This is a genomic window from Paracoccus binzhouensis (genome assembly GCF_016446475.1).
In the GTDB taxonomy this organism is placed as follows: Bacteria; Pseudomonadota; Alphaproteobacteria; order Rhodobacterales; family Rhodobacteraceae; genus Paracoccus; species Paracoccus binzhouensis.
This window is the reverse complement of sequence record NZ_JAEHFP010000084.1, coordinates 1-23883: the sequence shown is the minus strand read 5'-3', so window position 1 is coordinate 23883 and position 23883 is coordinate 1. Positions and strand designations below refer to the sequence as shown.

Below are 23883 nucleotides of genomic sequence, written 5' to 3'. Positions count from 1 at the left end.
CTGTCCGGCGATGGCCGCCGCGCCCAGCCCGGCGCCGGCGCCCAGCAGCGCGCGGGGTGCGATGCTGCCCGCGCCGGCGGCCACGGCCATGCCGCTGGCCAGAAGCTGGCGTCGGTTGGGCCGGAAATCACTGTCTTTGGTCATGTCATGCTCCTTTGAGATCGGGGGGATTGTCGGTGGCGGCGGCACGCTGCGCACGGAAGGCGGGCGGCTGTTCCCGGCCGGGTTTGCCGGTGGCGGTGCCGGCGGGTTTCGGCGGCGTGCTGCGGGCGATCTTCTCGCGCCGGGCCTTCTGGGTGATCATGTGCGGGCAGCGCGTGTCGTCGTGGTAGAGCACCTGGCAATTCATGCAGTAGATGCATTCGTTGACGTTGATCTGGCCCTCGGGGTGGATGGCCTTGACCGGGCAGTCGTTGGCGCAGCGCTGGCAGGGGCTGCCGCATTCCGGCCAGCGCTTCAGCCATTCGAACATGCGCATCCGCCCGGGGATGGCCAGCGCCGCGCCCAGCGGGCAGAGATAGCGGCAATAGAAGCGCTCGATGAACAGGCCCGGCAGCAGGCAGGCGAAGGCGAACAGCACGAAGCCCCATTCGCGCATGAAGTTCAGGATGATCGCGGTCTTGAACGGCTCGACCTCGGCATAGATCTCGGCATCCGACAGCGAATAGAGCGACAGTCCGAACAGGCCCAGGAAGATCATGTACTTGATCGGCCACAGCCTTTCATGCAGGCCCCAGGGCAGGTCGATCTGCGGCACGCGCAGCTTGCGGGCGATGGTGTTCGACAGCTCCTGCAGCGCGCCGAAGGGGCAGAGCCAGCCGCAGAACGGCCCGCGGCCCCAGAACAGCAGGCCGGCCGCAACCGCGCTCCACAGGATGAAGACCAGCGGCGCCGACAGGAAATATTCCCAGGAGAAGCCCGCAAGCAGCGCGTTCACGAAGGTCAGCACGTTCACCACCGACAGCTGCGCATGGACCAGCCAGCCCAGCCAGACCAGGGTGAAGGCCAGATAGGTGCGCCGGACCCACAGGAAAGTGCGGGGGTATTTGGTCAGCACGTCCTGGAAGAAGAAGATCGCGGTCAGCAGCGCCAGCGCGGTGCCGAGGATGGCGATGCTGGCGCGGTTCATCTGCCACATGGTCTTCCACAGCGCCGGGCCGTCATCCTCGGCGGTGGGCTTGCCGACCTGCGCCGGCGCTTCGGTGGCCCGAGCCGCCGGGCTGGGGGGCGGCGCCGCGGGCAGCAGGTAGCGCTCGGGGATCTGATAGGCCAGGTCGAAGGGCAGGGTGGCCTTGTCGCGCCCCTGGGTGGCGCGCTGGACCAGCAGCTGCAGCTCGAAGGGCCGCGTCACCTGGAACGAGAAATCCTGCGGCACGACGAACAGCGCGATCTCGCGAAGCCGCGGCGCGTCCCGGGCGGCCAGGGCGGCGATGCGGGTATGGTCGCGGTCCTTGAAGCGCAGGCCCTGGCCGTCCTGCATCAGCTCGATCCGGTCGAAGATGCCGCCGCGCACATAGCCCGAGCCCTTGAAGGAATAGGCGCCGTCGCCCGCGACCAGCACCGCCGCCTGGCCCGGTTGCAGCTTCGCCGCCAGCCGGTCATAGGCGGCGTCGCCCAGCAGGCTGCGGCCGATGGCGGGGACCGAGACCGGCGCCAGGTAAAGGGTGATGAACGCGTCCTCGGGATTGCCGGTCTCGGCATGCTGGGCGGCCAGCGGCTGACCGGCATCGGCAAAGGCCTGGCTGACCTCTCCGACGCTCATCACCAGCGAGCGCACCGAGCCGTCGCCCAGAAGCGTCTGCCAGTCCTCGGTTCCGGTGACGGCGGGATCGAGTTCGCGCCGTGTCTCGGCCGGGGCAGGGCCGGCGGCGATGCCGTCCAGCCGCCCCGAGCGGATCAGCCTCACCGCCGAGCGCACGATGCTGTCGCCCATGACCAGCACCGTCACCGTGGCGCTCGAGACGATCTCGGCCTGCGGCGGCTTGGCCTCGCCCGCCGCAACGCGGCCCAGATCGGTCCCGATCAGCCCGTTCAGCGCGGTCAGCACCTTGGCCTCGGGGATGCCGATCAGCACGATGGGCTCGTGATGCTCGACCATGTGGATGCCGCGGATCACGCCCTTGCGGTCGATGCCGACGACGATGCGGATCGGCTTGCCGGAATAGCCGGTCGAGGGGGTGAAGTCGCTGTTGAGATAGGCGTAGCCCAGCGTCTCGCCGCCCTTCAGCACCGGGACGATGGCCGGGCTGCCCTGGGGGGCGCCGTAGCGCTCGGCGCCCTCGAAGAGCTGCGCGGGTGGGGTTTTTGCCAGCGCTTCGTCCAGGGTCAGTGCCTGGGCCGCGGAAACCATGCCGCACAGCGCAAGGAAAACCGCAAGCCAGCAGGACGCGAGGAGACGGAAAGGCATGGGCATGGCAGGCTCGGGCAATTGCGGCATTGCATGGAACATGCCGCCCCGCGCCGGCCCCGACGTTGCGCCAGCGCAAGCTTCGCCGCTTTCCCGGCCGGCCGATCCGCTGCCTTCCTCTCGGCGCAAGGCGGCATTCGGGCGGCGGCGGGCTTGCCTTTCGCCGCCGGGCTGGCTCAGTATCGCGGTTGCGCGGCCCGAATCCGCTTCGGGTCCCGGTTGTGCAGCTTGCCGGGCATCGCCTGCCCGGCCCGTTTTCGGATGTGGTTGATGGGTGATCTGCTGGTCGGAATTTGCCGCTTCTCATTCCTGGGTCGGGGCGACTGGGCGGTCTATGCCGGCACCGAGCGGGGATCGGAGGCCGAGACGCAGGCCCGCGCCCGCAGCGCCGCCACGCTTTACGCCTCCGCGCGCATGGAAGCGCGGTTCCGCAGCTTCGAGCGGCTGACGCTGCCCTCGATCCTGGCGCAGAGCCAGGGGGATTTCCGTTTCCTGGTGCTGACTTCTGCCGCCATGCCGGCCGAATATCGCGCCCGGCTGGCGCGGCTTTGCGCGACGGATGCGCGGATCTGCCTGCTGGTCTCGGATGCGGGGGACGTGGGCGCGGCGCTGGCCCCGGCCCTGACCGAGCTTTCCGAAGGCGGCCGGCACCGGCTGGTGCAGTTCCGGCTGGACGACGACGATTGCCTGGGCATCGGCTATGTCGAAGCCCTGCACCGCGCCGCCCGCGCCGCCCGGGATTACGAGGCCTTCGCCTTCAGCATGCCGCGCGGCCTGCTGATCAGCCATTACCGCGACGCCGGCCCGGCCTATTACGAGATCATGCGCCCCTTTCACGGGGCCGGTGCTGCGCTGCGGCCGCGCGGGCCGGCGCATAACGTCTAGTCCTTCGGCCATTACGCGCTGGTGCGGCGCTTTCCCGCCCTGTCCGACCCGCGCCTGCACGGCTCGCTGCAACTCAAGCTCGAGGGCCATGATTCCCGCCCGGTCCGGGCGGGGGGCGGTCTCTCGCGCATCGAGCGCGACGCCTTCGCCCGCCATGTCGAGCGTGACTTCCCCTTCCTCGACATGGAGGTGATCGCAAGCCTGCTGGAGTTCCAAGGGCCAGCGTCTGCCGGCGGTCGCCTCCCCGCGCCCCGCCTGGAAAATTGCCGGAACCCTGGCGGCGTGCCGGGGGTTGGTCCCGCATGACACGGACAGTCCACATTCTGGAAAGGAGTGCGCGATGAACTGGGATATCATCGAAGGCAAGTGGAACCAGCTCAAGGGCAGCGTGAAGCAGCAATGGGGCGACCTGACCGATGACGAGCTGACCGAGGTGGCGGGCCGGAAGGACAGGCTGGCCGGCAAGCTGCAGGAAAAATACGGCTGGACCCGGGAAAAGGCCGAGGAGCAGATCGACGGCTTCTTCCGCGACCGGGGCTGATCCGGCGGAACCACGGCAAGCAAGGCCCCCGGCAAGCGCCGGGGGCCTTCGTCTTGCGGGACTTGCCACCCGTCGGGAAGAACGAAATGCGAACCAATCTGCCATTGAACCCGGCGGCGCGGCTTCCTATCTTGTCAGCCAGCAGGGGGCGCAGACTGCCTGCCTTAGGGGTTGCGCCTCTTGGCGAGAAAGGACTGATTCCATGAACGATTTCGCCCAAACCACCCATCCGGTCCTGCCCTTGCGGGATATCGTGGTGTTTCCGCACATGATCGTGCCGCTGTTCGTCGGGCGCGAGAAATCGGTGCGGGCGCTCGAGGCCGTGATGGAACAGGACCGCCCGATCCTTCTCGCAGCCCAGAAGGATGCCGCGGTCGACGAGCCGGCTGCCGAGGGGATCTTCCGCACCGGCGTGCTGGCGAATGTGCTGCAACTGCTGAAACTGCCCGACGGGACCGTGAAGGTGCTCGTCGAAGGGCGCGAACGGGTGCGCATCACCGATTTCGTGCCGAATGACGATTATTTCGAAGCCCGCTGCGAAGCCCTGGCCGAGGAGCCGGGCGATGCCGACACGCTGACCGCCCTGACCCGCGCCGTCGCCGAAGAGTTCGAGCGCTACGTCAAGGTGCGCAAGAACATCCCCGAGGAAGTGGTGGCCGCGGTGGCCGAGGCCCGCGACGCGGCGCGGCTGGCCGATCTGGTCAGCGGCCATCTGGGCATCGCGCTGGACAAGAAGCAGGAGCTGCTTGAAACCCTGGTGACCGCCGAGCGGTTGGAAAAGGTCTATGGCCTGATGCAGGGCGAGATGTCGGTGCTGCAGGTCGAGAAGAAGATCAAGTCCCGCGTCAAGACGCAGATGGAGAAGACCCAGCGCGAATATTACCTGAATGAGCAGATGAAGGCCATTCAGAAGGAGCTGGGCGACGGCGAGGACGGCTCGAACGAGATCACCGAGCTGGAAGAGAAGATCGCCGCGACCAAGTTCAGCAAGGAGGCCCGCGAAAAGGCCGAGGCCGAGCTGAAGAAGCTGAAGTCGATGTCGCCGATGTCGGCCGAGGCCACGGTCAGCCGCAACTACCTGGACTGGCTGCTGTCGCTGCCCTGGGGCGTGAAGTCGCGCATCCGCAAGGATCTCGGCAAGGCCGAGGAGGTGCTGGACGCCGACCATTACGGCCTGGAAAAGGTCAAGGAGCGGATCGTCGAATACCTGGCGGTGCAGAACCGCTCGACCAAGCTGAAGGGGCCGATCCTGTGCCTCGTCGGCCCTCCGGGCGTCGGCAAGACCTCGCTGGGCCGTTCGGTGGCGCGGGCCACGGGGCGCGAATTCATCCGCATCAGCCTTGGCGGGGTGCGCGATGAAAGTGAAATCCGCGGCCACCGCCGGACCTATATCGGCTCGATGCCCGGCAAGATCATCCAGGCGCTGAAGAAGGCCAAGAGCACCAACCCGCTGATCCTGCTCGACGAGATCGACAAGATGGGCCAGGATTTCCGCGGCGACCCGGCCTCGGCCATGCTCGAGGTGCTGGATCCCGAACAGAACGCGAGTTTCGTGGACCACTATCTGGAGGTGGAATACGATCTGTCCAACGTGATGTTCGTGACCACGGCCAACAGCTACAACATGCCGGGGCCGCTGCTCGACCGGATGGAGATCATCCCGCTGGCCGGCTATACCGAGGACGAGAAGCGCGAGATCGCCCGCCAGCACCTGCTGCCCAAGCAGATCAAGGCGAACGGGCTGCGCAAGGGCGAGTTTTCGGTGACCGACGAGGCGCTGACCCATGTGATCCGCTACTATACCCGCGAGGCGGGGGTGCGGTCGCTGGAGCGCGAGATCGCCAAGCTGGCCCGCAAGGCGGTGACCGAGATCCTCAAGGGCAAGGTGAAGTCGGTCGAGGTGACCCCGGCCAAGGCCGAGGAATACCTGGGCGTGCGCCGCTTCCGCTACGGCCTGGCCGAAAAGGACGACCAGGTCGGCGTGGTGACGGGCCTGGCCTGGACCCAGGTCGGCGGCGACCTCTTGCAGATCGAGGCGCTGAAGCTGCCCGGCAAGGGCCGCATGAAGACCACCGGGAAACTGGGCGAGGTGATGAAGGAATCGATCGACGCCGCCTCGTCCTTCGTGCGCTCGATCAGCCCGGAAATCGGGGTGAAGCCACCGAAATTCGAGACCGTGGACATCCATGTCCACGTCCCCGAGGGTGCGACGCCCAAGGACGGTCCCTCGGCGGGCATCGCCATGGTGACCTCGATCGTCTCGGTGCTGACGCAGATCCCGGTGCGCAAGGACGTCGCCATGACCGGCGAGGTCACGCTGCGCGGCAATGTGCTGGCCATCGGCGGCCTCAAGGAGAAGCTGCTGGCGGCGCTGCGCGGCGGCATCAAGACGGTGCTGATCCCCGCCGATAACGAGAAGGACCTGGCCGAGATCCCGGCCAATGTGAAGGAGGGGCTGAAGATCATCCCGGTCAGCCATGTGCGGGAAGTGCTGCAGCATGCGCTGGTGCGGATGCCCGAGCCCGTCGAATGGGACGAGGCGGCCGAGGAGGCGGCCGAGGCCAGCCGGCTGGCCGCGACCCGCGAACAGGGCAGCGGCGGCGCGGCGGTCGCCCACTGACACCGGGGCCGCGCGGTATTCGCGCGGCCTTTTTCTTGACCGAGTCTCCAGGGGAAAGGAGTGTTTCCATGGCACGGTCAGAGGCAAGATCGGAACCCGAGCCTTTCGCCGACCCGGAAACGGCGAAGGTCCTGCAGAAGCGGCAACTCCTGTCCCAGGTGGCGCGGCGCACCGGCCTGCGCAACAGCGAGGTCAAGACCGTGGTCGAGGCGACGCTGGCCGAACTGGGCGATGCGATCGCCTCGGGCATGACGCTGGCACTGCCGCCGCTGGGGCGTGCGCGCATCAGCCGCCGCCATGACGGGTCGGGCGGCGAGATCATCACCCTGCGCCTGCGCCGTCGCGGATCCTGACGGCTGCGGCCACGGTTTTTTCCGCGCGAAGCCTCTTGCGGTGCGCTTCGTCTGCGGCTATCTAGCGCGCATCGGGCGATTAGCTCAGCGGTAGAGCGCTTCGTTCACATCGAAGATGTCAGCGGTTCAAATCCGTTATCGCCCACCATTATTCTGAAGGCGCTAAGGCAGGTTTAACAACCCCTTAGCGCCTTTTTCATCCCCGTCCCGACATCTTGTCACCATTTCCGAAGATGTCCGCGGTCACCACGCGGTCACCGGAATTCGGACGGCGGTGTCACCGGTGGCCTGCAGCGGCAAGGCCAGAGGCTCGCCGTGTAGCCGCCGTTCGTGATTGCGGATGCACCGCGGTCCTTTCTTCACGGGGAAACGAGCCGTTTCGGCAGCTTCTCCTGGCGGTCGTGATATGCTCCGGACGGGCGTCGGACGAGTGCCGCTGCGGGCGAAGAACACAGGGAAACGGGATCTCGCTGTCTGGGCGGAGAGGTACTTTGGCTCTTAGCTGACGATCGGACAGGCAGCAGCCCGTTGAGACCCTATCGCGCTGCGTCTTCAGTTGGCGGGAGGGTGATGCGGTAGTCGCCGCCGTGATCCTCAACTTCGATCCTGCCGATCCAGTCGACGATGGCCTCTAGTGGCTGGGCGATCAAAGCGTCCACCGTTCGGTAAAATACGGCGAAAGCGAGCGCGAATGCGCATAGCGTAAACGCGGCCGAGAATACGAGAGCCCTTGCCCATGACCCGCCTCGCTCGTTCTTGATCTGCGTTTCTCTCATCGCACTTCCGTGAAAGGGTTTTTGCCTGGCCAGTGACATCGGTAACAGAGTTGACCTTACACGGCGAGCGGCAGCTTCGTCCCGCATAGCAGCCCCCGAACACGGTAATGCGGTCGGGTGCTGTCGTCCACAGTCACAGGGACACGAGCAGGTTCAACCGCAACACCGCTTCGCGTCCTTCGCCGGCCGATGCCAGGGCGGTCACGAACTCCCGCAGGCTGCGGCCTTCGAGCTTTTCCGCTCCGCCTTCGATTTGCCATTCGACCAGCTGCGGCATCGCCAGCGTCACCGTGCCCCAGAGGGCGTTGTCCTTGGATTGTGCCATTGCTTCCAACTCCTTGTTGCTCATGAGGAATTGGTAACAGGCGGGCGGGGCATCGCACAAAATGGGTGGGAAAGCTTTCCGGGCAAGATGTTGTCAGGGAAACACAATCAGGCTGGTGGCAGGGAAGTGGTTATGCGGGGTATTGCCGCCGGCCGTGATATGAAGCCTGATGTTGCAAGGAAAGCAATGCCGTTCGCCGAAGTTTTACGCGAACGGATACATGGAACGAATATGAAGCGCTCAATCTTCTTCCTTGTCGTGGCGGGCTTAGGTCTGGCCACCACGGGAACCTCGGTCCAAGCGGACGAGCAAGCCCGTTCCTGGGACGAGATTCGCACGGGCCGAGTCGAGGTGCCACCTGTCGGCGCTGTTGATTATGAAATCGCTTACTCCAGCGTGGGGTATGACCACTTTGAGGCTAGCGTTTCTGTCTTTTGGAAGGATGAAGGGCAGCGGTCTCAAATCCTGTTCGAAGGCATTCACGACAAGGCACCTGCAAAGATCAGCGCAGCGGGGCGACAGCTTTGTGTCTCGGTCGAATATTGCCAGCGATATCAAGATCAATGCCAGATCTGGGTGGCACTCTATTCATACGATCAGGAGGACAAGTTATTCGTATGGCGTGAGGAGGGGCAGCAAATGTGCCCCGATGCTTCGGCGGTGCTGCCAGACGTGCGGTGATACGATCTTCTTGCGCGAAGGCTACACGGAGGGTGGGCAATGATCGGCTCGACCCTGAGCGTCAGCGATGCGGATGGAGCTGCCGGTCACCCTGAAATTGCTATAAGAATTCCTCGTTGCAGATCGAACAACGCAATATTTCCATTGTGATCAAAGGAGGTCATTGTCTGTCCAACTTTGTCATAGTGCCAGGCGTCAGGAGAACCGCTTGCTTTGCGGATTTCCGCGTCCCAGCATTCATCGGCCTTACCCAGCACCCGCAGTTCAATTGCCGTATCGCTTACCCGCTCAGTCAACGAAGTCGCGACCCACGGCTCAAAACGGCTGTTCAATTCAGGAGGTTCTGTGCCGGGCGATGCCTGATAGATAGCGACCACGCACACAAAAGGCCGCGCCGCACTGGCCGTGAGGAAGAGGTTTGTCGCGTTTCCGTCACCTACAAACCGGGGAGCGATGTCCTCGTCTACACACCCAGACACCATGGCAAGCGCGACAAGCGGCAAAAACTTCAAAGGTACCCCCAAGGCGCATCTCCTGTTGGCAGGATATGCGTATCGTGACTGACCGCAACGGGCTCAAGGTCCCTCTCCGCCATGCCCCTCACGCCTCGGCCATCGCGCGCAGCTGCCCGATGGCAATCTTTGCGCGTTCGTCGCTGAGGCTGCGCAGGATGGCGGCACCCTCGGCGTCGAGCTTCAGGCGGTTCGGGCTCTTGTCCTCGGTCACCCCGGGATCGGGGAAGAACTCGCGGATCGGCACCTCCAGGGCGCCGGCGATGGCGATCAGCGTGTCGAGGGCCGGCAGCGACTTCGCGCGTTCGATGTTGGAGATGGCCTCGGGGGTGCGTCCGATGGCCTCGGCCAGCCCCGCCTGCCGCAAGCGGCGCTGCTTGCGGAAGACCCGCACCTGTCCGGCGATGAAATGTTTGAGCGTCTCGGTCATGCAGCCGGAGTAGGCTTCATGGATTGACAGAATAAATCGTCCGTGGTTTGAATTTTTGCGGAATACGAAGCATGATTTAAGTTTGTGGAAAGATTAGAGATGAAGATGGTATCGAGGCCCGATCCTGCGGCCAGCCGGCACCCAATCGGCGCGCGCTTCACCGCGATGTCAGGCGCATTCGTCTTCGTGGCCCTGTCATCCTGTGCCCCGGTCGAACTGCCCGGCGACCCGGTGCAGGCCTGTCGATCCGGCATCCGGGAAGCCTGCGCCTTTCTCGCGCTGCAACAGCGCAGCATGCAGCAGCTGGTGCGTCCGATTCCGGTGCATCCGGTGCAGGTCTATCGGTCGAGGGGAAGCCGGACGAACTGCCAGCGCCTCGGCAATACGATGCAATGCCAGACGAGCTATCAGTGACGATTATGGCCGCATCAATTCCAATACCGGCGATCCCGGCGGTGTCGAAGGCTGTGGAACGGCTGATCGGTCCGACGCTGGAAGGCTGGTGGACGGCGTTCCGATCCGACGTCGAGGGCTGGCTGACCTGGAAGGACCTGGGCACGGTGCTGCTGGGCAGCCTGTGGTGTGGATTCATGGTCTATCTGCTGGTCGGCGACGCCGCAGCTGCAATAAGCAGACGGTTCAGCGGGGGCGCCATGACGACCGGCGCAACGCGCACCCTCCAGGTAATCGCGACGATCATTGCCTTTCCACTGGCGCTTTGGTCAGGGCTGGCACTGAGCCATGGCGAGAAAACCTGGGCATGGAACGAGCCAGTGTTTAGCGTAATTTCCACCAGCCAGCCCCCCTTGGACAACAGGCCGACCACACCGAAACTTGGTGACGCTGAGGCCATTCCGCCGACTCCCGAGGGCATTGAACCCGAGGAGTGGTCCAAGCTCTGGGGATATATGACTGACAAGGAACGCGCGCTGTGGCGATGACCGGCGAGCTGAAAAAGGAGGCTGGCCGACCGCGCCTGCCATCGGCGGTGACGGGCGAGGTCTTTCAGCGGGCTGCAGGCCGCGCCGCCCAGCATCCTGCCACCCCGGCCGGTTTGAAATGAGCGCCGAGCGGTTCCGGCTGGTGATCGCGATTTGCCTGATCGGGATCACGGTTGCGGTGATGGGCGCGGTCAATCCGCTGGTGTTGGTGCTGGCCCTGTTCGCATGCTGTGTCTGGTTGCTCTGGCGCCTGGGCCGCTGGGCATGGCGCCGCTATTGGGGCTGACACGCTGCCCTCCATCACGGCGCCCCCCATTGCAATCGACCGGGTGCCGCTCGGGGGGAGGATCCATCATGCGGGGCGGCGGGGGCACCGAGGACGAGATTGACGGAGTGAGCAGATGACAGGGAAACCGGAGGACGAAGGCGCACAGTGGCTGAGAGCGGCATTCGCGGCGGATCGCATGGCCTGGCAGCAGGAGCTTCGCGCATCGCTGGTCAGCGCGCTGGTGGATCTGTCCGAGCGTAACCACCCGCCCAAGGAGGAGGAGATCCTCGCCCACCTTCTGAACGTATTCTCGGGTCTCACGTCCAATGCGGACTTGCGCGACCTCGTGGCCGACTTCGTCGAGCGCCTGCCGTATGAGATGAACCGGCGTCGGCGCCACAACATGAAGGTGTGGGAGCAACTTCAGCGCCAGCAGGAAGAACGTCGCCGGGCCGCGGGGAAACCGCCGCCCGAGGAATGAAGGGCTAGCCGCAGACCTGATAGTTGGTGCCCGGCTCCGGCGGGCGGCAGACGCTGTAAGCCGGGCCGGCCGGGTCGCTGCTGTCGGGCATGTCGCAAGCCGCAAGCAACAGGATCGCGGCGAAGGCCAGGAATGCGGCCAAGAGATGCCGAACGGTTTGCATGCGGGAAATCTCCTGGAGAAAGGGGCGGTCGGATACGACCATGATCAGCCAGGGGGAAGGATTGGCCCCCGCGCGATCTCTTCCGCCACCAGCCGCTGCAAGGTCCAGATATAATCGTCGTGGATGCCGGCTTCCGCGAGGCCATGCACGGTGCGCAGCAGATACTCCGCCCCCGACCCGGCAGGCCCTGCCGCATGGGCAAGGCGCTCGGCCTGCTCCTGCACCGTCAGCGCGACGAGCTGCGCGCCAATCGGATCGGCATAGAAGGTCAGCGCCTGTTCGCGCCCCCGCGCGGTCTCGACCTCGATCCAGCAGGCGTTGCTGGCCAGTTCATGCGCCACGAGTTCGCGCCGCAACAGCGCCCGCAAGGAGTCCGTCTCGGTCCCCTCTGCGATCTCCAGGACGATTCCGTCGCATTCGCCGCCGGAGGCCAGCGCCAGCATCAGCCCCGGCCGCTCGGGCGTGCCGCGAAAATGGTCGAGATGGATCGAGAAGGCGCGATGCCAGCCGATGGCCGTCGCGCGGCGCCGCGCCTGAACGGCAAAGCCGGGATTCCAGATCAGCGAGCCATAGGCGAAGATCGGCAGCGGTCTCGGCCGGTCCTGGGTCAGGCGCTCGGCGAGCCGGTCGAGGTCGCCATCGTCGAGCATCCGCCAGCACGGATCGTGCAGCAAGCCCTCGGCCCGGGCGACCCGCGCCACGTGGGCTTCGGTCAGGGCGATAGGGTGGCAGCGGGGCATGGCGTTCTCGGGCTGGCGGGATCCGCGCCAAGCTTTCCTGTGCTGCGCGGCAGGTCAACCCATCAGTCGAATCGTCTGATCCAGTCGAATGTCGCCTCAAGCGGGTCCAGTGGCTCGGGCGCGTCGAGCACGGGGACGACGTAATCCTCGAACCGCAACGGCCTCAGTGCCGTATTCACCGCCCGGTAATCGTCGAGGATCAGTCCCTGGTTCACATCGCCCAGTTGCGGACGGGCGCCGGCCTGAACAATGATCCCGCCGTCAAAGCGCGAAATCGGCCGATCTGCACCCAGAGTCTCCCGCAACTCGTCAGCAGGCGCGAGTGTGGCCAGCAGTTCATCGCCCAGAAACGTCAGCCAGTTGATCGAGAAATAGCCGTCGGCCCGTTTCCGGCGGACGGATTGTTCCGACATGAAGCGATCATCAAGGCCGCAATGCAGCCCGGGGAAGCGGGCGATATAGGGATAGCTGCCGGCGGTCGAGCAATAGATCCGGTCATATTGCAGACTAAAACCGGCCATGCCGAAAATCGCCCCCAGCGTCGAGGCCGCTTTGCGGGCGCGTTCGGTCTGGCGGCGGAAATCGGTTTCGGCATCCCAGATCAGGCTGGTCGAGAATTCGAGCAGCGATATGTCGGCCGTTCCCTCCAGCCCGCCGCCGGCTAGGACGCTGCCGCCAAAGGCCGTCACGCCCATGTTGTCGGGTGTCCTGAATTCCTGTCCGAACAGGCCGAGGTCGATGCCCTGATCGTAACGCCCGCCCGCATGAAGCTGCCGGATCGCCAGTTCCGAGCGTTGGCGAAAGCGGGCCGCGTCGAATGGCTCTGGTCGGGCGGTTTCGCCGGCGCATTGCATATAGGCCAGATGCGGCGCCACGTCATCGGCCAGATCCGCCAGAGCCGTCAGCGCCCGGATCTGTCCGTCCAGCGTGTTCCCCCCCTCGAAGAAAAGCGCCAGCTTGAAGACGATCCGCGCGGTCTCGTCCCCCTGCGGCGAGACGATGCGGACGGCGTCGAGGTCGCGGATCGTTTGCAGCATGTCGGGCGTCATGTGGTTTTCCTTCACGATCCGGCAGCGGCCGCAAGGCCCGCGCCCCCCACGGCAAGGCCGCACACCCCGGCCGAGGCAAGCACACAGGCGCCAACCGCGACGACACCCGCAGCACCAAGCAGCCACCAGCCCAGGTTCGAATCCGTCTGCGGCGCCGGCGCGGGCGCCGGTTGCTGGACAGGGCGGGTGCCCTGGCAATTGTTGCAGTCCTGGGGAATGTTCATCAACTGCAGCTGTTTTCCGTTCATCCGCGCGATCTGCGAATATCGCTGTTGCTGCGTACCCCGCAAGCGGTCGCCGGGGAACTTCATCTCGATGAACTCGACCGGCTGGCCGGCGGCGACCGTCGTCACGTCAAGGCGCGAGCCGGGGACGCCATAGCGCGTCTGTGGCGATTGATCGGGATTGCGATACATCACCCCCGTCGGCGAGAACGTCACCTCGGCGTAATAGCCATCGGTGGCGGTGCGCGGCAAAGCGGCAATGGCGGCGGCGACGCAGGTCTGGTGCTGGCCGGCCGCAAGGCAGCGGCAGGCGATCTCGCAGAACAGGTCCAGCGTCGCCTTGTTGGCGCCGGTGATCGCCCCCGTGAAATAGCCTGCGGCCGAGATCGTGTTGCCCTTGTTCATCAGCATCCGGTCCGTCAGCCGGGTTGCGGGCCTGCCCTCCATGAACACATCGGGCGACCAGCTGAGGAATGTCGCACGATGCAGGTTCACGCCGGATTTCACGCCGCCGCCCACGCCCGGCTCGTCGCCGTAAGAGACCGAGAACTCAGACCCCTTGATCCCGCACATCGCGCCGTTGTGGGATTTCACCGTCTGGGTGCCCTTTGCCAGATCGCGCGCAAAGGCGATATTCACGAAAGGCACGGGTGCCGAGGGCGCCTTGCAGACATCGGGCAGGGTCGAACGCACAAAGCCGGTGGCGTGTTTGTGGCAAAGCGTCAGGCCGTTGATCCGAACGGTTTCCGTGGTCATGAAGCCTCCATTCCCGTGCCGACCACCCTTGCCGCGATCCGCGTTCCGTCGAACTGGCTGACCAGCAGCAGGCTGTCTTGCCGGTCGTGGTCCTGCGACTCGGCTGCTGGCGCTCCGCGACAGGCGAGTGCCAGCAGGATGCCCGCCATCGCGGCGCCGGAATAGCCCAGCTGGCTGGCCGGAGCCTCGATGTCGGCAAGGGCTCCGGCCGGCAAGCGGTCGGCGCAGCGGCTGCAGACGACGGCGATCTCCTCGGAGCGCCAGCGTTCGCCGTTCAGGTCGCTGAGCAGGCGCTGCGGCATTCTGGGTGCTTCCAGCGCCTGATCGGCCAGCTGCGCTAGGGGCTGGCCTAGCAGGCTTTCTGGCCGGTGCAGATCGACCGGATCCCGGGCGCGTTGCAACGCGGTGATGGCATGGCCGTGCCCGTCGCCATCGGGATCGGGGCCCATGAACAGCGCGACGCCTGCCTCGGAGGGGACGAGGCCATGCGGCTGATAACGCGACAATATCCTGTCGCTGGCCGTCAGGCTGTCCAGCAGCTCGGCGACGAGATAGGTCTCGGCCACGATCAGGATTTGCGCCGACCCCTGTTTCTGGGCGGCAAAGGCCAGGTCCAGCAGGCTGGTCCGGTCGGCGAATGAAACGGTGATGTGGGCCGGGGACACCGACCAGCGCTCTGCCAGTCTGGACTGCAGCGGATCGGCGTGGCCGCCCTGTTCCACCCATGCGGGAAGACACAGGGAAAAGCGGGTTGCCTGCGCCACATCGAAGCCCTGACCGGCAAGATCCTTGACAGCAAGCGTCGCCAGCCGGGCCAGCCGTTCCAGCGGATTGTGAAGGTCGTGCAGCGGCCAGACCGGCGCCAGAGTCATGGGCAGGCCGTCGATGCCGATGGCCTTGCGTTCGCGGCTCAGCCCCATCTCGCGGTCGTCGAGGGCCGTGAGCGTCTGCTGCAAGCTGCTGCCCAGCGAGGTGACGGCGCCAATGCCAAGGATGCGGGCTGTCATGTCATCACCAGCCCTGCCGCCTGCGACATCAACACCGTGGATTCCGACAGCTTGCCGTCCTGGCCCGGGCAGGGAACCGAACTGTTCCAGACCAATGTCGCCCGGCGGTCCTGGGCGTCGATGGCGAGCGTGATCAGGCGCATGCGGCTGGTCAGGGTGGCGTTGGCGATGCGTGTCCGCACCTCGGAAATGATCTGAGGCACGCGAAACTCCAGCGATGGGCCGGCTCCGGCATTGCGCACTTGCACGCTTTCGCCGCCGCGCAGGTCGGCCCTTTGCCCGACGGGTGCGGATTGGTGGAAAGCGGGGTCGAAATCCGCCGGCGGCAGAGGCTGACGCGTCCTGGCCCAATGGTCGTCATACGTGCCTGCCAGCGTCCGACGGCAGCGCCACGAGGCTGCGATTGCGCCGAACCCTGCGGGTGGTTGCAGGCGCGCGTGTCGCGCATCCAGATGTGACGCATCATCAAGCGGAGCAAGCATGATCTCGTCGCCGCGCGCCATTCCTGAGGGATCCGCAGACCAGCCCATGCCGATCGGATTGTCGGGATGGGTCGCGTCCTCTTTGCTGGTATCCGCAGCGACATCGCGCCCACCCGTCGCCTGGCGCCAGGACAAGGGGGTTTCAACGGCATGGCCCAAAGCCTCGATCCGGTGACCAAAGCGTGTGCGCACAAGCCTTCGCGGGCCATGGCAATGGATGGTCCGTTGCAGCCGGCCAACCGACAGCGACACCGGAAAGCTGAGCACAGGCTTGTCGCTTGCTGGCGTGGCCGTGCCGCGCAGCAGGATGTCGCAATGCGGCCGGAACGGCGCGAGGTCGCTGTCCTCGAGCAATTCGCCCGAAGCGTCAAGAACCGGTAAAAAATTGACGGCTTGCTGCTGCTCGGCCAGCACGGGCAGACCCGTCACCGGCAGATCCAGCGTCAGGCGCATCGCGACCACCCAATGCTCGATTCCTTGCGCATCGCGCAGGAAATATCCAGCGGTTTCGAAAGGGGTGTGGTTCGTGATGTGCCACATGCGCCGAACTCAGTTCAGGTCGATCCAGGCAGCGGACAGGGCGATGTCGCGGTTCGCCTGCTGCACGATCCGCTTGCCCTCCAGCCGGATCGTGCCATCCGCCAGCAGGTGGATGACCGCATCGCCGTTGCGGATGGACAGGCGCTGGCGGCGTTCGTCCCAGTTGATCCGGTCCAGCAGGGCAACCAGCTTTTGCAGCATGTCCATCTGATCACCCGTGACGGATTTCAGGATCGCGTTGCCGTCGAATTGTTGCGTCATGGTGCCTCCCGACCTGCCATTCGGTCTGATGTTCGTTCACTCGGCGGATTGCCCGACCTGTTCGCGCAGCGCATCCAGCACAAGCCGGTCGACAAAGCCCGAGTGCATCGCCAAGCCCATGGCCTCGGCGCTTTCGGGATAGGCGCTCAGCGAGGAATACCCCACCACATCGGCGGGGCCGAGCACGAAGAACCCCCGCGCACCCATTTTGCGCCCCTCGTCCCAGTCCAGCCGGTCAAGGAAAAGCCCCTGCACCGCATCGGGAGCAAAGCCCTTCAGCCGGTTCTCGTTCATCGGCTTGCGCGAGAACTGCACCTGCGGCGCAAGGTTCTGCATCAGCAGATCCGACATCGCGGTGGCGATCTCGCGCAGCGGCGCGTCCTCGGCCTTGGCGCCCGCGGGCACCGCGATGCCGAAGACGCCGATGGCGCTGTTGCCGCCCTCATCCGCCCTGTCCAGCCAGACGGCGGCGGAAACCGGGGCGGCCGAAGCCGTGTCGCTGCCGAAGGCCTGCCAATGGACCGGCAGCCGATAGCGCAGGCTTGCGCCCGAGGGCAGCCGCAATTCGTGCTGCCGCAACCCGTCGATGATCGGGTCAGCGCTTTCGGTCCGGAACTCCAGCGACCCGACCATGGCGGCGATCCGCGGCGCCTGCGCGTCGAAATCCTCAAGCGTGGTATCGGCGCGCAGGATCAGCAGGTCGGTGCCGCGCCGCCAGACGCTGATCCGCGTCCTGCGGCCGAAGCCGCTGTCGTCCTCGCCGGTCATGACCTCGCCGAAATCGCGCGCATCGCCATCGACGCCGTAATTCTTGGGACCCCATGACCGCGCCAGCAGGCGGCCGTAATCCGCGGCAATGGCCACGCGCTCGGGCACGATGCTGGCGCAATAGACCGAGATTTCAAGCTGGTCGCGGTCCTCGGGCGTATAGCCCAACCAGAGGCGGTCGAACCGCGTGAACATGCCCGCCGCGTCGAAATCCTTGACCGGCTGGGGACTTTCGAACCATTCCAGCCCCTCGGGCAGGGCGGTGCGGAATTCCAGACCGGGGAAGTCAGGCAGCGCCAGCGCCCGATCCGAGAGCGCGGCCTTGCTCCGCGTCAGCACGCCCGTGCCCGAATTGTCCTGTGCCATTGTCATTCTTCCGTTCAATATCAGCAATCCAGCAACGCAGCCGGCCGAAGCCAGCAAGTTGCGGCGTTTCATCCCTACTTGCCCCATAGCGCGTTCCAGCCGTCCTGGATCCTGGCCCAGGCCTTGTCGAGGCCGGTCAGCCCGCCGCCGACCTTGGCGCCCAAGCCCGCGCCAAGACCCAGCTTGGCGCCCGCCTCGGCTCGCAGCTTGCCCTTCTTGTATCCCGCCTCGGCCTCGGCCTCGGCCTGCGCGCCGATTGCGCCGCTGACCTCGCCGTTCAGGACGATGCCGAAATCCCAGTCATCGCTGAGCGCGGTCGCGTCGTCGTTGAACAGCCAGTTGTGAATCGACACGGCCGCGCGGCTGATGCGGGTCGGGGTGATGGCGAATTCGCCGCCGATCTTGCCCTCGACAAGATTCGCCGAGGCGCCAAGCTTGCCGCCCAGCGTTGCCTGCTCGGCCGTCAGCATCATTTCGCCCTTGGCCTCGGCCTCGGCCTTCAGCACCGCGCCCTCGGCTTCGCCGCTCAGCACGCCGTCATCGGCAGATTCGATCTTGCCCTGCGCGCCATAGGCCGAAGCCTTGGCATCGGCCGAGGCTTCGAGCCCCTTTGAGGTTATCGAGCCCTTGTAGCCGGCGTCGGCCTCGGCCCCCAGAACTTGGCCGTCGCCCGAGAACAGCGAATCCGCATCGCCGAAACTGCCGTCCGTGACCGAGATTTCCGCCTTGTCGGTGCGGTCGGACACTTCGGCGATTGTGAACTCGGCGTCCTTCCATTTGCCGCGCCAGTCGTTGTCGATCTCGTGGGTGCCATCGGGGTTGCGCCGCGTATAGCCCGAACGGATATATTCCCGAATGCCCCGGCGCCATTCCTCCTTGGTGCCACCGTCCTCGGTCTCGCGCTCGGCCTGGCCGAACTCCCACTTCGGGCCTTCTTCTTCTTCTTTCTTGTCTTCCTGCGCGGCGGGTGGGACCAGATGGTTGGAACTGATGCCCTGCAGATAGTTCTGCAGATCGAAGACCGCATTCGGGTCGGCCGCATCAGGCCCTGCTGCGCCCCCGACCGGCGCCCAGGGCGCATTGGCAACAGGCTGCTCGGGCAGGCGCCAGGGCGGTCCCTTCCAGGGCTCGGCCGGCGGCTGGCCCCATTTGGTGAACAGGCTGGTGTCGCTTTTCAGCATGTTCTGCGTCGGCGGCCGGCCCTCGGGGAAAGAGGCCGTCGCGCCGGTAAAAGGCCAGAGCGTCTGGCCGTCCGCGCGGCATTGCGCAAAGGGCAGGGCGGCATCGCCGATCAGGATCGACGGCTTCGACAGGTTGTTTCCTCCGGGACCACCCATGACGCGGCCTCAGTTCTGCGAAATCTTGTCGGCCTTGAGCCGGATGTGCTTGCCCTGAATGACCACGTCGCCCTCTTTCGACATGGTCAGCATCGAGTTTTCCCCGACCTTGATCGTCAGTTGATCGCCCACGCGGATATTGTGGATCTTGCCGATATCGGTATCGGCCCGGCCGCGCACGATCAGGCTGTGCGATTTGCCGACGCTGGTCTGGAAGGTGTGCCCGACCATCACCGACTTGGCGGCACCGACGATCTCGGACGAGCCGACGCCGACGATCTCGGAGCGGTTCTTTTCCACGAAAAGCTGGTAGTTGCCCTTGGCGAAATTGAACGGGTCGGGGATCTTCAGCTTGCCTAGCGCCGAGCCGACCTTGTCGAAGATCAGCTTCGACTTGCTGCGCAACAGGTCCGAAAGCGGGTTCTGACCCACAGCGATGGACATATTGCCCGCGACCAGTTCGTCGTGATCGCCGCCGACCTCGATCGACTTGTCATTGCCCACGACCTCGACCTGATCGTGGCCGACCTCCTTGGCGCGGTCGTTGAGGACTTCGATATTCATGTCCTTCTGCGCATGGACAAAGATTTCCTCCTCGCCCTGCTTGTCCTCGAAGCGCAACTCGTTGAAGCCGCGCCCGGTGCCCTTGCCGTCATGCGTATTGGTTCGAAACGTGGATCGCGTCTTGTGCTCGGGCAGCGCGTAAGGCACGCCGTTCTTCCCATTGAACACATTCCCCGTCACCAGCGGCTTATCCGGATCGCCTTCGAGGAACTCGACCACGACCTCCATGCCGATCCTGGGGATGACCATGCCGCCCCAGCCGGCGCCGGCCCAGTTCTGCGACACCCGGCAGCGCATCGAGAACGCCCCGCTCAGGTCCCAGTGGAACCGCACCAGGATGCGGCCGTATTCGTCGCAGTCGATCTCGCCCTCGCCCACCACCATCGCCGTCTGCGGGCCGTGCACCACGGGGACCTGCGTGCGCCGCGGCGGCACCATCGGCGCCGTGTCCGGCATCAGGGCATAGCTGCCGGTGAAGGCATAGCCGTTGCTGCCCTGCCCCCCGGACCCATAGGCCTCCGACACGAAATGATTACAGATAGGTCTCGCCCGTCCCCGGCACCGGGTCGCCCGACAAGGTCACCCGCTTGCCCGCCCGCAGCGAGGCGCAATCGCCCACCGCACGGTTGCGGCGATCCGCGCCGCGCTCCTGCGACGTGCGCAGCCCGGCGACGATCTTGCCGACATCCTGCGCCAGATAGTCGCCCGGATAGTCGAAGCTTTCGATCTGCCCCTGCGCATGGGCGGCATCGCCCAGCCGGTCGACCTCCATCGCCTGGTCGGGCTTCTTGAAGTTGTAGTCGGTCAGCCGGATCGCCCCGGTGGTCAGGTTGCGCTCGGGCGCCCAGTCCCAGAAATGCTCGCCCTCGGCCTGGTGATGGCCGTCATAGCTCTTGTAGGGCCGGGCGCCGATCGTCTCATGCGCCAGCACGTCGTCGGTCAGCACCAGCGTGTGGCTGCCCATGGCGTGGCGGAAATGGAAGCTGATGCCGTGCCGCTCCATCTGCCGGCGGGCGAAATCCAGGTCGCTCTCGCGATATTGCACGGTATATTCGAGGGTCGGGTAGTCCTGCGACAGCTGCATCTCCAGCGCCGGATCGCCGAGCTGGGCGTAGTCGGCAAGCAGCTCGGTCAGGATCTGCACCACGGTCCTGTTGTGAAAGATCCGCTGGTTGCGGCGGCGGCTCGCGAGCCAGAACCAGGGCCGCAGGGTAAGGTCGTAGCGATGGCCGTTCTCGCCCACCCCGGCCCAGCGGGCCTGCGTGACGATGCCGTCGAAGGGTTGGGTGCCGTCGCGGGTCTCGATCTCGACCGTGGCATGGGTGCCGATCAGCGCGTCGAAGTCGAGATCGTTGCGGGTGGCCAGCGCCTCGACGCGATATTCGAACAGGTCGTTCAGATGATCGGAGCCGTCGAAGCGCAGGAGCGCCAGGGTGTCGGGGCCGAGCGCGGTGGTCAGCCGCCCGAGACGCTCGGACTGGCGCAGGGGGGCGTTCATGAAAAGGCCTCCGCAGAAATGGGTCAAGAAAATCTGCGGAGAGTATGCCCAAGCGACGAGGCATTGCCAAGGCGGCAAGATTACCAAGCCCGCGAGATGGTGCGCGCGCGGTCACCATCCGGTCACCAGCACCGGATTCGACCAGATTGAGCGATCCGCGACCTTTCTGCACATGCGCGCTGCGCGGAGCCGCAGTGCTGATCCCGAAGAGAAGCGAGAGCCCGCGAACGACCGAGAAACCACAGAGGTGTATTGCTCGATGGCGCTTGATCTAAGGCCGCCGAATGGAGAAGAGAAGGACCCATTGATAAGGCGCTAGAGATCTGATTCGCGGCCCGAAAATCGGGCGGTGACATGAGCAATCTCTTCTGGCTGTCGGATGCGCAGATGGCGCGTCTTGAACCCTTTTCCCGAAGCCCCACGGCAAGTCCCGCGTCGATGACCGGCGCGTTCTGTCAGGCATAACCTTCATCAACCGCAATGGCTTGCGCTGGTGCTGGGTCTCGACATAGAGGTCGAACATCTCGCGGTTCATCGCGCCGTCGATAACCCAGGGTGCATCCAGCCGGTCATGGCGCAGCGCGGCGATGAAGGTCTGGGTATTCCAGTGGCTGAAGGGCGCATGGTCGATCAGACGCGCCCCTCTGGGGGCCATCCGGTGGTCTTGGCCATGTTGGTCTTCAGTGAAGTCTCATCGATGAATCCGATGCGTGGCAACAGGTTCGCCATGAATGGTTGGCGCCGTGTGATCCAGACATGACGGGCCTGCCAGACCTCAGGCCGCTTTTGCTCGACGGCTTGCAGGTCTTTTTTTATGTGTCAGCCCGAGGCCACGCAGGAACCGCCAGACCGAAACGCGGTGGATGGCGATGCCGTGGTAATCCGCCAGTTCACCCACCAGATCGTTCAGCGTCAGATCGGGTTTCCTGCGCATCTGCGCCTCGATCCAGCCCTGCACGGCGACCAGTTTCCCATGTCCCCCGCGATGGCCCTGGGCGCGCGGTTCTAGTCCGCCCGTCCACGCTTGAGGATCACCATGTCGTTGACGAACTTCACTGAAACCGGGAACCGGGCAGCGGCGGCACGGTGCGAATGCCCTTCCTCGACAAAAGCGACGACGCATTCCCGTAGCGCCAGTGGATGTGGCCTGCCCATCGCGAACCCCCATATCTGCGCGGATACAGGGAATCACAGATCAAGGCTCAGAGGAATCTGAATCAGAAAGACTGCGACGCGCCCCCTAGACTACGGTCCGCACCAGACGCTCTACAACCGCTGGAGGCGTTGGAGGGAAAATGGTGTGTTCGGCCGGATCCTGGTGGGGTTGGCTTCCGAGGAACCCGAGGAGAAGACCGTGATGATCGACGCGACCTACCTGAAGGCCCACCGCACGGCCTCCAGCCTGCGGGTCAAAACGTATGGCCCGCCCCGGTTGCAAGCACTGATTGGGTGACGGTGTGATCAGTCTGCGCAAACGTATCCGGCATGTCGGCGCGGTGGCCGCTGCCAAGATGGAGACCCGCGCGTTCCGATCCTCATAAAGGGGCCGGCCTTGAGGGGCCATTTTGCGCCGGCGGCTTGCGGAACACCGATCGACTGTCAGGCCATCTTCCTTTCACCACTCGCAGTTCGGCGCGTCCGGCAAGGCGTTCGCCGGCCGCATATTCCTCACGCCGGCATCGGCACGGCCCGATAGATCCGTTCGTGACGAAGCAGCGCCCAGACGGTGCGGGCCATCTTCGCGGCCAATGCGACGACGGCGACGTCGGGATGGGCGCGGCGAAGAAGCGCACGCAGCCACGCTCCGACCGTCGTATCTGCCCCGGCCAACCTCGGCATGGCAGATCGCGCGCCCTGGATCAGCATCTTGCGAAGATACCGGCTGCCACGCTTCGTGATACCCAAAAGCTTCGACCGTCCCCCGGTGGTGACCTGGCGGGGGACGAGACCGAGCCACGCGGCAAGGTCGCGCCCCTTGTCGAAGGTGGCCGCGGCACCGACCGCTGCCACCAGCGCAGTGGCGTTCAGCGCGCCGATGCCAGGAATGCTGGTCAGCCGACGCGCCCGGTCGTCAGTGCGGGCCATGGCCGCGAACTCGGCATCAAAGGCTGCGATGCGGCGATCCAGCTCTTCCCAGCAAGCCCGCATGTCCCCGAGCAGGAACCTCATGCGCAGGCTCAGGCCGCCCGCGTCGGGCGCCAACAAGTCACCGAGCACCCGGCGCAAGCGGGCGTGACCCTGCGCCACGACATGCCCGCGTTCCAGCAGAAGGCTCCTGATCTGATTGGTCAGGGAGGTGCGTTCTTCGCATATCCCTGCAGATATTCGTGTCACACAACATCCCACGCGATCAGAGCCTCGTGATCGCCGCTGCGGGTCAGCAGGTTGACCGGCATGCCGCTGAACCGCCTGGAGAGCGTGACGGCGAGGCTCTTTTCCAGCCCGGCCCGCGCTGGCTTTCCGTCGATGCCGATATGGTTTCGGCCGCGCTTGCCGTGATGGATCGCTGTCGCTTCAGCCGGTGGGTCGAAGGGGATGACCTTGCCCCGCATGATGGTGTTCGGGATCAGCGGCTTCAGACAGGGCTATCAGAACGGTATGGGGCGCCGGCACGGTCTTGCCCCCCTGAATCCCCGCGGTTGGGTGCGGGCAGACAATACGGCAGCACCGGCGGATGCCAGCATTGCGGACCATGCGCCGGCCCCGGACATGACAAACCCCGCCCTGGCAGAGGCGGGGTTTGCATGGCAACGGGGAGAGTCCTAGGGAGGCAAGTCCGCTGCCCTGGGTGACCGAGAATGCTTCGATCCTTGCAAGGCAGATCTAGGTTGTGTTGACAAAAAGGATTCCCCTGCGCGTCTGGCTGTGATTCAAGATCATCTCTACGTGGGAGGTGACCTTGGCACGC

30 protein-coding genes, 1 tRNA gene and 3 pseudogenes are annotated in these 23883 nt (G+C 65.3%); 15 read left to right on the top strand and 19 right to left on the bottom strand.

Annotated elements, in window-relative coordinates:
* Nucleotides 1-145: 145 nt before the first annotated feature.
* The gene (locus I9P22_RS17190; RefSeq protein ID WP_233253453.1) at nt 146-2350 is read right to left on the bottom strand and encodes a NosR/NirI family protein; all 2205 of its coding nucleotides are present in this window, start codon (nt 2348-2350) and stop codon (nt 146-148) included.
* A 327-nt stretch (nt 2351-2677) separates the two neighbouring features.
* On the opposite strand from I9P22_RS17190, the gene I9P22_RS17185 reads away from it, so the two are divergent.
* The 6 genes from I9P22_RS17185 (at nt 2678) to I9P22_RS17160 (ending at nt 6954) form a co-directional block, all read left to right on the top strand.
* Nucleotides 2678-3292 (top strand): glycosyltransferase, encoded by a 615-nt coding sequence (locus tag I9P22_RS17185; protein WP_199260720.1) that lies wholly within the window; start codon nt 2678-2680, stop codon nt 3290-3292.
* A gap of 21 nt (nt 3293-3313) precedes the next feature.
* Nucleotides 3314-3598, top strand: coding sequence for a hypothetical protein (locus tag I9P22_RS17180; protein ID WP_199260719.1), 285 nt, complete (start codon nt 3314-3316; stop codon nt 3596-3598).
* Nucleotides 3599-3632: 34 nt separating this feature from the next.
* Nucleotides 3633-3833 (top strand): CsbD family protein, encoded by a 201-nt coding sequence (locus I9P22_RS17175; RefSeq protein WP_199260718.1) that lies wholly within the window; start codon nt 3633-3635, stop codon nt 3831-3833.
* A gap of 202 nt (nt 3834-4035) precedes the next feature.
* Nucleotides 4036-6453, top strand: a complete 2418-nt coding sequence (lon, locus tag I9P22_RS17170) for an endopeptidase La (protein WP_199260717.1) — start codon at nt 4036-4038, stop codon at nt 6451-6453.
* Nucleotides 6454-6521: 68 nt separating this feature from the next.
* Nucleotides 6522-6806 carry an HU family DNA-binding protein gene (locus I9P22_RS17165; RefSeq protein ID WP_199260716.1) on the top strand — a complete coding sequence of 95 codons (285 nt, stop codon included), beginning with the start codon at nt 6522-6524 and terminating at the stop codon, nt 6804-6806.
* Between the two features lie 73 nt (nt 6807-6879).
* A tRNA-Val gene (locus tag I9P22_RS17160) sits at nt 6880-6954 on the top strand.
* Between the two features lie 388 nt (nt 6955-7342).
* Here I9P22_RS17160 and I9P22_RS17155 read toward each other — a convergent pair.
* Both I9P22_RS17155 and I9P22_RS17150 read right to left on the bottom strand, forming a co-directional pair.
* Nucleotides 7343-7582: a hypothetical protein gene (locus I9P22_RS17155; RefSeq protein ID WP_199260715.1), complete on the bottom strand. Its 240-nt coding sequence runs from the start codon at nt 7580-7582 to the stop codon at nt 7343-7345.
* 133 nt (nt 7583-7715) lie between these two features.
* The gene (locus I9P22_RS17150) at nt 7716-7907 is read right to left on the bottom strand and encodes a hypothetical protein (protein WP_199260714.1); all 192 of its coding nucleotides are present in this window, start codon (nt 7905-7907) and stop codon (nt 7716-7718) included.
* A 132-nt stretch (nt 7908-8039) separates the two neighbouring features.
* On the opposite strand from I9P22_RS17150, the gene I9P22_RS17145 reads away from it, so the two are divergent.
* On the top strand, nt 8040-8588 hold the full coding sequence (locus tag I9P22_RS17145; protein WP_199260713.1) for a hypothetical protein: 549 nt from the start codon (nt 8040-8042) through the stop codon (nt 8586-8588).
* 86 nt (nt 8589-8674) lie between these two features.
* Here I9P22_RS17145 and I9P22_RS17140 read toward each other — a convergent pair whose 3' ends face one another.
* Together I9P22_RS17140 and I9P22_RS17135 are read right to left on the bottom strand one after the other, a co-directional pair.
* Nucleotides 8675-9112 (bottom strand): hypothetical protein, encoded by a 438-nt coding sequence (locus tag I9P22_RS17140; RefSeq protein WP_199260712.1) that lies wholly within the window; start codon nt 9110-9112, stop codon nt 8675-8677.
* Nucleotides 9113-9188: 76 nt separating this feature from the next.
* Nucleotides 9189-9530 (bottom strand): helix-turn-helix transcriptional regulator, encoded by a 342-nt coding sequence (locus I9P22_RS17135; protein WP_199260711.1) that lies wholly within the window; start codon nt 9528-9530, stop codon nt 9189-9191.
* Between the two features lie 99 nt (nt 9531-9629).
* On the opposite strand from I9P22_RS17135, the gene I9P22_RS17130 reads away from it, so the two are divergent.
* From I9P22_RS17130 to I9P22_RS17115, 5 genes are all read left to right on the top strand, one after another.
* Nucleotides 9630-9944: a hypothetical protein gene (locus I9P22_RS17130; protein WP_199260710.1), complete on the top strand. Its 315-nt coding sequence runs from the start codon at nt 9630-9632 to the stop codon at nt 9942-9944.
* Entirely contained in the window at nt 9941-10471 is a 531-nt protein-coding gene (locus tag I9P22_RS17125; protein WP_199260709.1) for a hypothetical protein, read from the top strand. The genes I9P22_RS17130 and I9P22_RS17125 overlap by 4 nt, the downstream gene beginning before the upstream one ends.
* Complete coding sequence (locus tag I9P22_RS24885; protein WP_269846657.1) at nt 10462-10593, top strand: hypothetical protein; 132 nt, start codon at nt 10462-10464, stop codon at nt 10591-10593. The genes I9P22_RS17125 and I9P22_RS24885 overlap by 10 nt, the downstream gene beginning before the upstream one ends.
* A complete protein-coding gene (locus I9P22_RS17120) occupies nt 10590-10757 on the top strand; it encodes a hypothetical protein (protein ID WP_199260708.1) in 168 nt (55 codons plus the stop codon). Before I9P22_RS24885 ends, I9P22_RS17120 begins: the two co-directional genes overlap by 4 nt.
* A 115-nt stretch (nt 10758-10872) precedes the next feature.
* Nucleotides 10873-11220 carry a hypothetical protein gene (locus I9P22_RS17115; protein WP_199260707.1) on the top strand — a complete coding sequence of 116 codons (348 nt, stop codon included), beginning with the start codon at nt 10873-10875 and terminating at the stop codon, nt 11218-11220.
* 4 nt (nt 11221-11224) lie between these two features.
* Here I9P22_RS17115 and I9P22_RS17110 read toward each other — a convergent pair whose 3' ends face one another.
* From I9P22_RS17110 to I9P22_RS24875, 11 genes are all read right to left on the bottom strand, one after another.
* On the bottom strand, nt 11225-11383 hold the full coding sequence (locus I9P22_RS17110) for a hypothetical protein (RefSeq protein ID WP_199260706.1): 159 nt from the start codon (nt 11381-11383) through the stop codon (nt 11225-11227).
* 44 nt (nt 11384-11427) lie between these two features.
* A complete protein-coding gene (locus tag I9P22_RS17105) occupies nt 11428-12123 on the bottom strand; it encodes a gamma-glutamylcyclotransferase (protein WP_199260705.1) in 696 nt (231 codons plus the stop codon).
* 62 nt (nt 12124-12185) lie between these two features.
* Nucleotides 12186-13172 carry a type VI immunity family protein gene (locus I9P22_RS17100; protein ID WP_199260704.1) on the bottom strand — a complete coding sequence of 329 codons (987 nt, stop codon included), beginning with the start codon at nt 13170-13172 and terminating at the stop codon, nt 12186-12188.
* Between the two features lie 11 nt (nt 13173-13183).
* The gene (locus tag I9P22_RS17095) at nt 13184-14152 is read right to left on the bottom strand and encodes a PAAR-like domain-containing protein (protein WP_199260703.1); all 969 of its coding nucleotides are present in this window, start codon (nt 14150-14152) and stop codon (nt 13184-13186) included.
* Nucleotides 14149-15159, bottom strand: a complete 1011-nt coding sequence (locus tag I9P22_RS17090) for a hypothetical protein (RefSeq protein ID WP_199260702.1) — start codon at nt 15157-15159, stop codon at nt 14149-14151. The genes I9P22_RS17095 and I9P22_RS17090 overlap by 4 nt, the downstream gene beginning before the upstream one ends.
* Entirely contained in the window at nt 15156-16181 is a 1026-nt protein-coding gene (locus tag I9P22_RS17085) for a DUF2169 family type VI secretion system accessory protein (RefSeq protein WP_199260701.1), read from the bottom strand. The genes I9P22_RS17090 and I9P22_RS17085 overlap by 4 nt, the downstream gene beginning before the upstream one ends.
* A gap of 9 nt (nt 16182-16190) precedes the next feature.
* Entirely contained in the window at nt 16191-16442 is a 252-nt protein-coding gene (locus tag I9P22_RS17080) for a hypothetical protein (protein WP_199260700.1), read from the bottom strand.
* 36 nt (nt 16443-16478) lie between these two features.
* A complete protein-coding gene (locus tag I9P22_RS17075) occupies nt 16479-17576 on the bottom strand; it encodes a hypothetical protein (protein WP_199260699.1) in 1098 nt (365 codons plus the stop codon).
* Nucleotides 17577-17650: 74 nt separating this feature from the next.
* Nucleotides 17651-18913: a hypothetical protein gene (locus I9P22_RS17070; protein WP_199260698.1), complete on the bottom strand. Its 1263-nt coding sequence runs from the start codon at nt 18911-18913 to the stop codon at nt 17651-17653.
* 9 nt (nt 18914-18922) lie between these two features.
* Nucleotides 18923-20002: a type VI secretion system Vgr family protein gene (locus I9P22_RS24880; RefSeq protein ID WP_332909042.1), complete on the bottom strand. Its 1080-nt coding sequence runs from the start codon at nt 20000-20002 to the stop codon at nt 18923-18925.
* 7 nt (nt 20003-20009) lie between these two features.
* Complete coding sequence (locus I9P22_RS24875) at nt 20010-20975, bottom strand: type VI secretion system Vgr family protein (RefSeq protein WP_269846656.1); 966 nt, start codon at nt 20973-20975, stop codon at nt 20010-20012.
* A 354-nt stretch (nt 20976-21329) separates the two neighbouring features.
* Between I9P22_RS24875 and I9P22_RS17060 the strand changes: the two are divergent.
* Together I9P22_RS17060 and I9P22_RS17055 are read left to right on the top strand one after the other, a co-directional pair.
* Nucleotides 21330-21472: pseudogene (locus tag I9P22_RS17060) on the top strand (transposase); the annotation flags it as partial.
* A complete protein-coding gene (locus I9P22_RS17055) occupies nt 21469-21735 on the top strand; it encodes a hypothetical protein (protein WP_199260697.1) in 267 nt (88 codons plus the stop codon). The pseudogene I9P22_RS17060 and the gene I9P22_RS17055, both read left to right, overlap by 4 nt.
* Nucleotides 21736-21750: 15 nt before the next feature.
* Here I9P22_RS17055 and I9P22_RS17050 read toward each other — a convergent pair whose 3' ends face one another.
* Complete coding sequence (locus I9P22_RS17050) at nt 21751-21933, bottom strand: hypothetical protein (protein WP_199260696.1); 183 nt, start codon at nt 21931-21933, stop codon at nt 21751-21753.
* Between the two features lie 279 nt (nt 21934-22212).
* Between I9P22_RS17050 and I9P22_RS17045 the strand changes: the two are divergent.
* A pseudogene (locus I9P22_RS17045) lies at nt 22213-22410 on the top strand (IS5/IS1182 family transposase); the annotation flags it as partial.
* 233 nt (nt 22411-22643) lie between these two features.
* Here the strand turns inward: I9P22_RS17045 and I9P22_RS17040 are convergent.
* Nucleotides 22644-23303: pseudogene (locus I9P22_RS17040) on the bottom strand (IS110 family RNA-guided transposase); the annotation flags it as partial.
* Between the two features lie 2 nt (nt 23304-23305).
* Complete coding sequence (locus I9P22_RS17035) at nt 23306-23527, bottom strand: hypothetical protein (RefSeq protein ID WP_199260694.1); 222 nt, start codon at nt 23525-23527, stop codon at nt 23306-23308.
* Between the last annotated feature and the right edge of the window lie 356 nt (nt 23528-23883).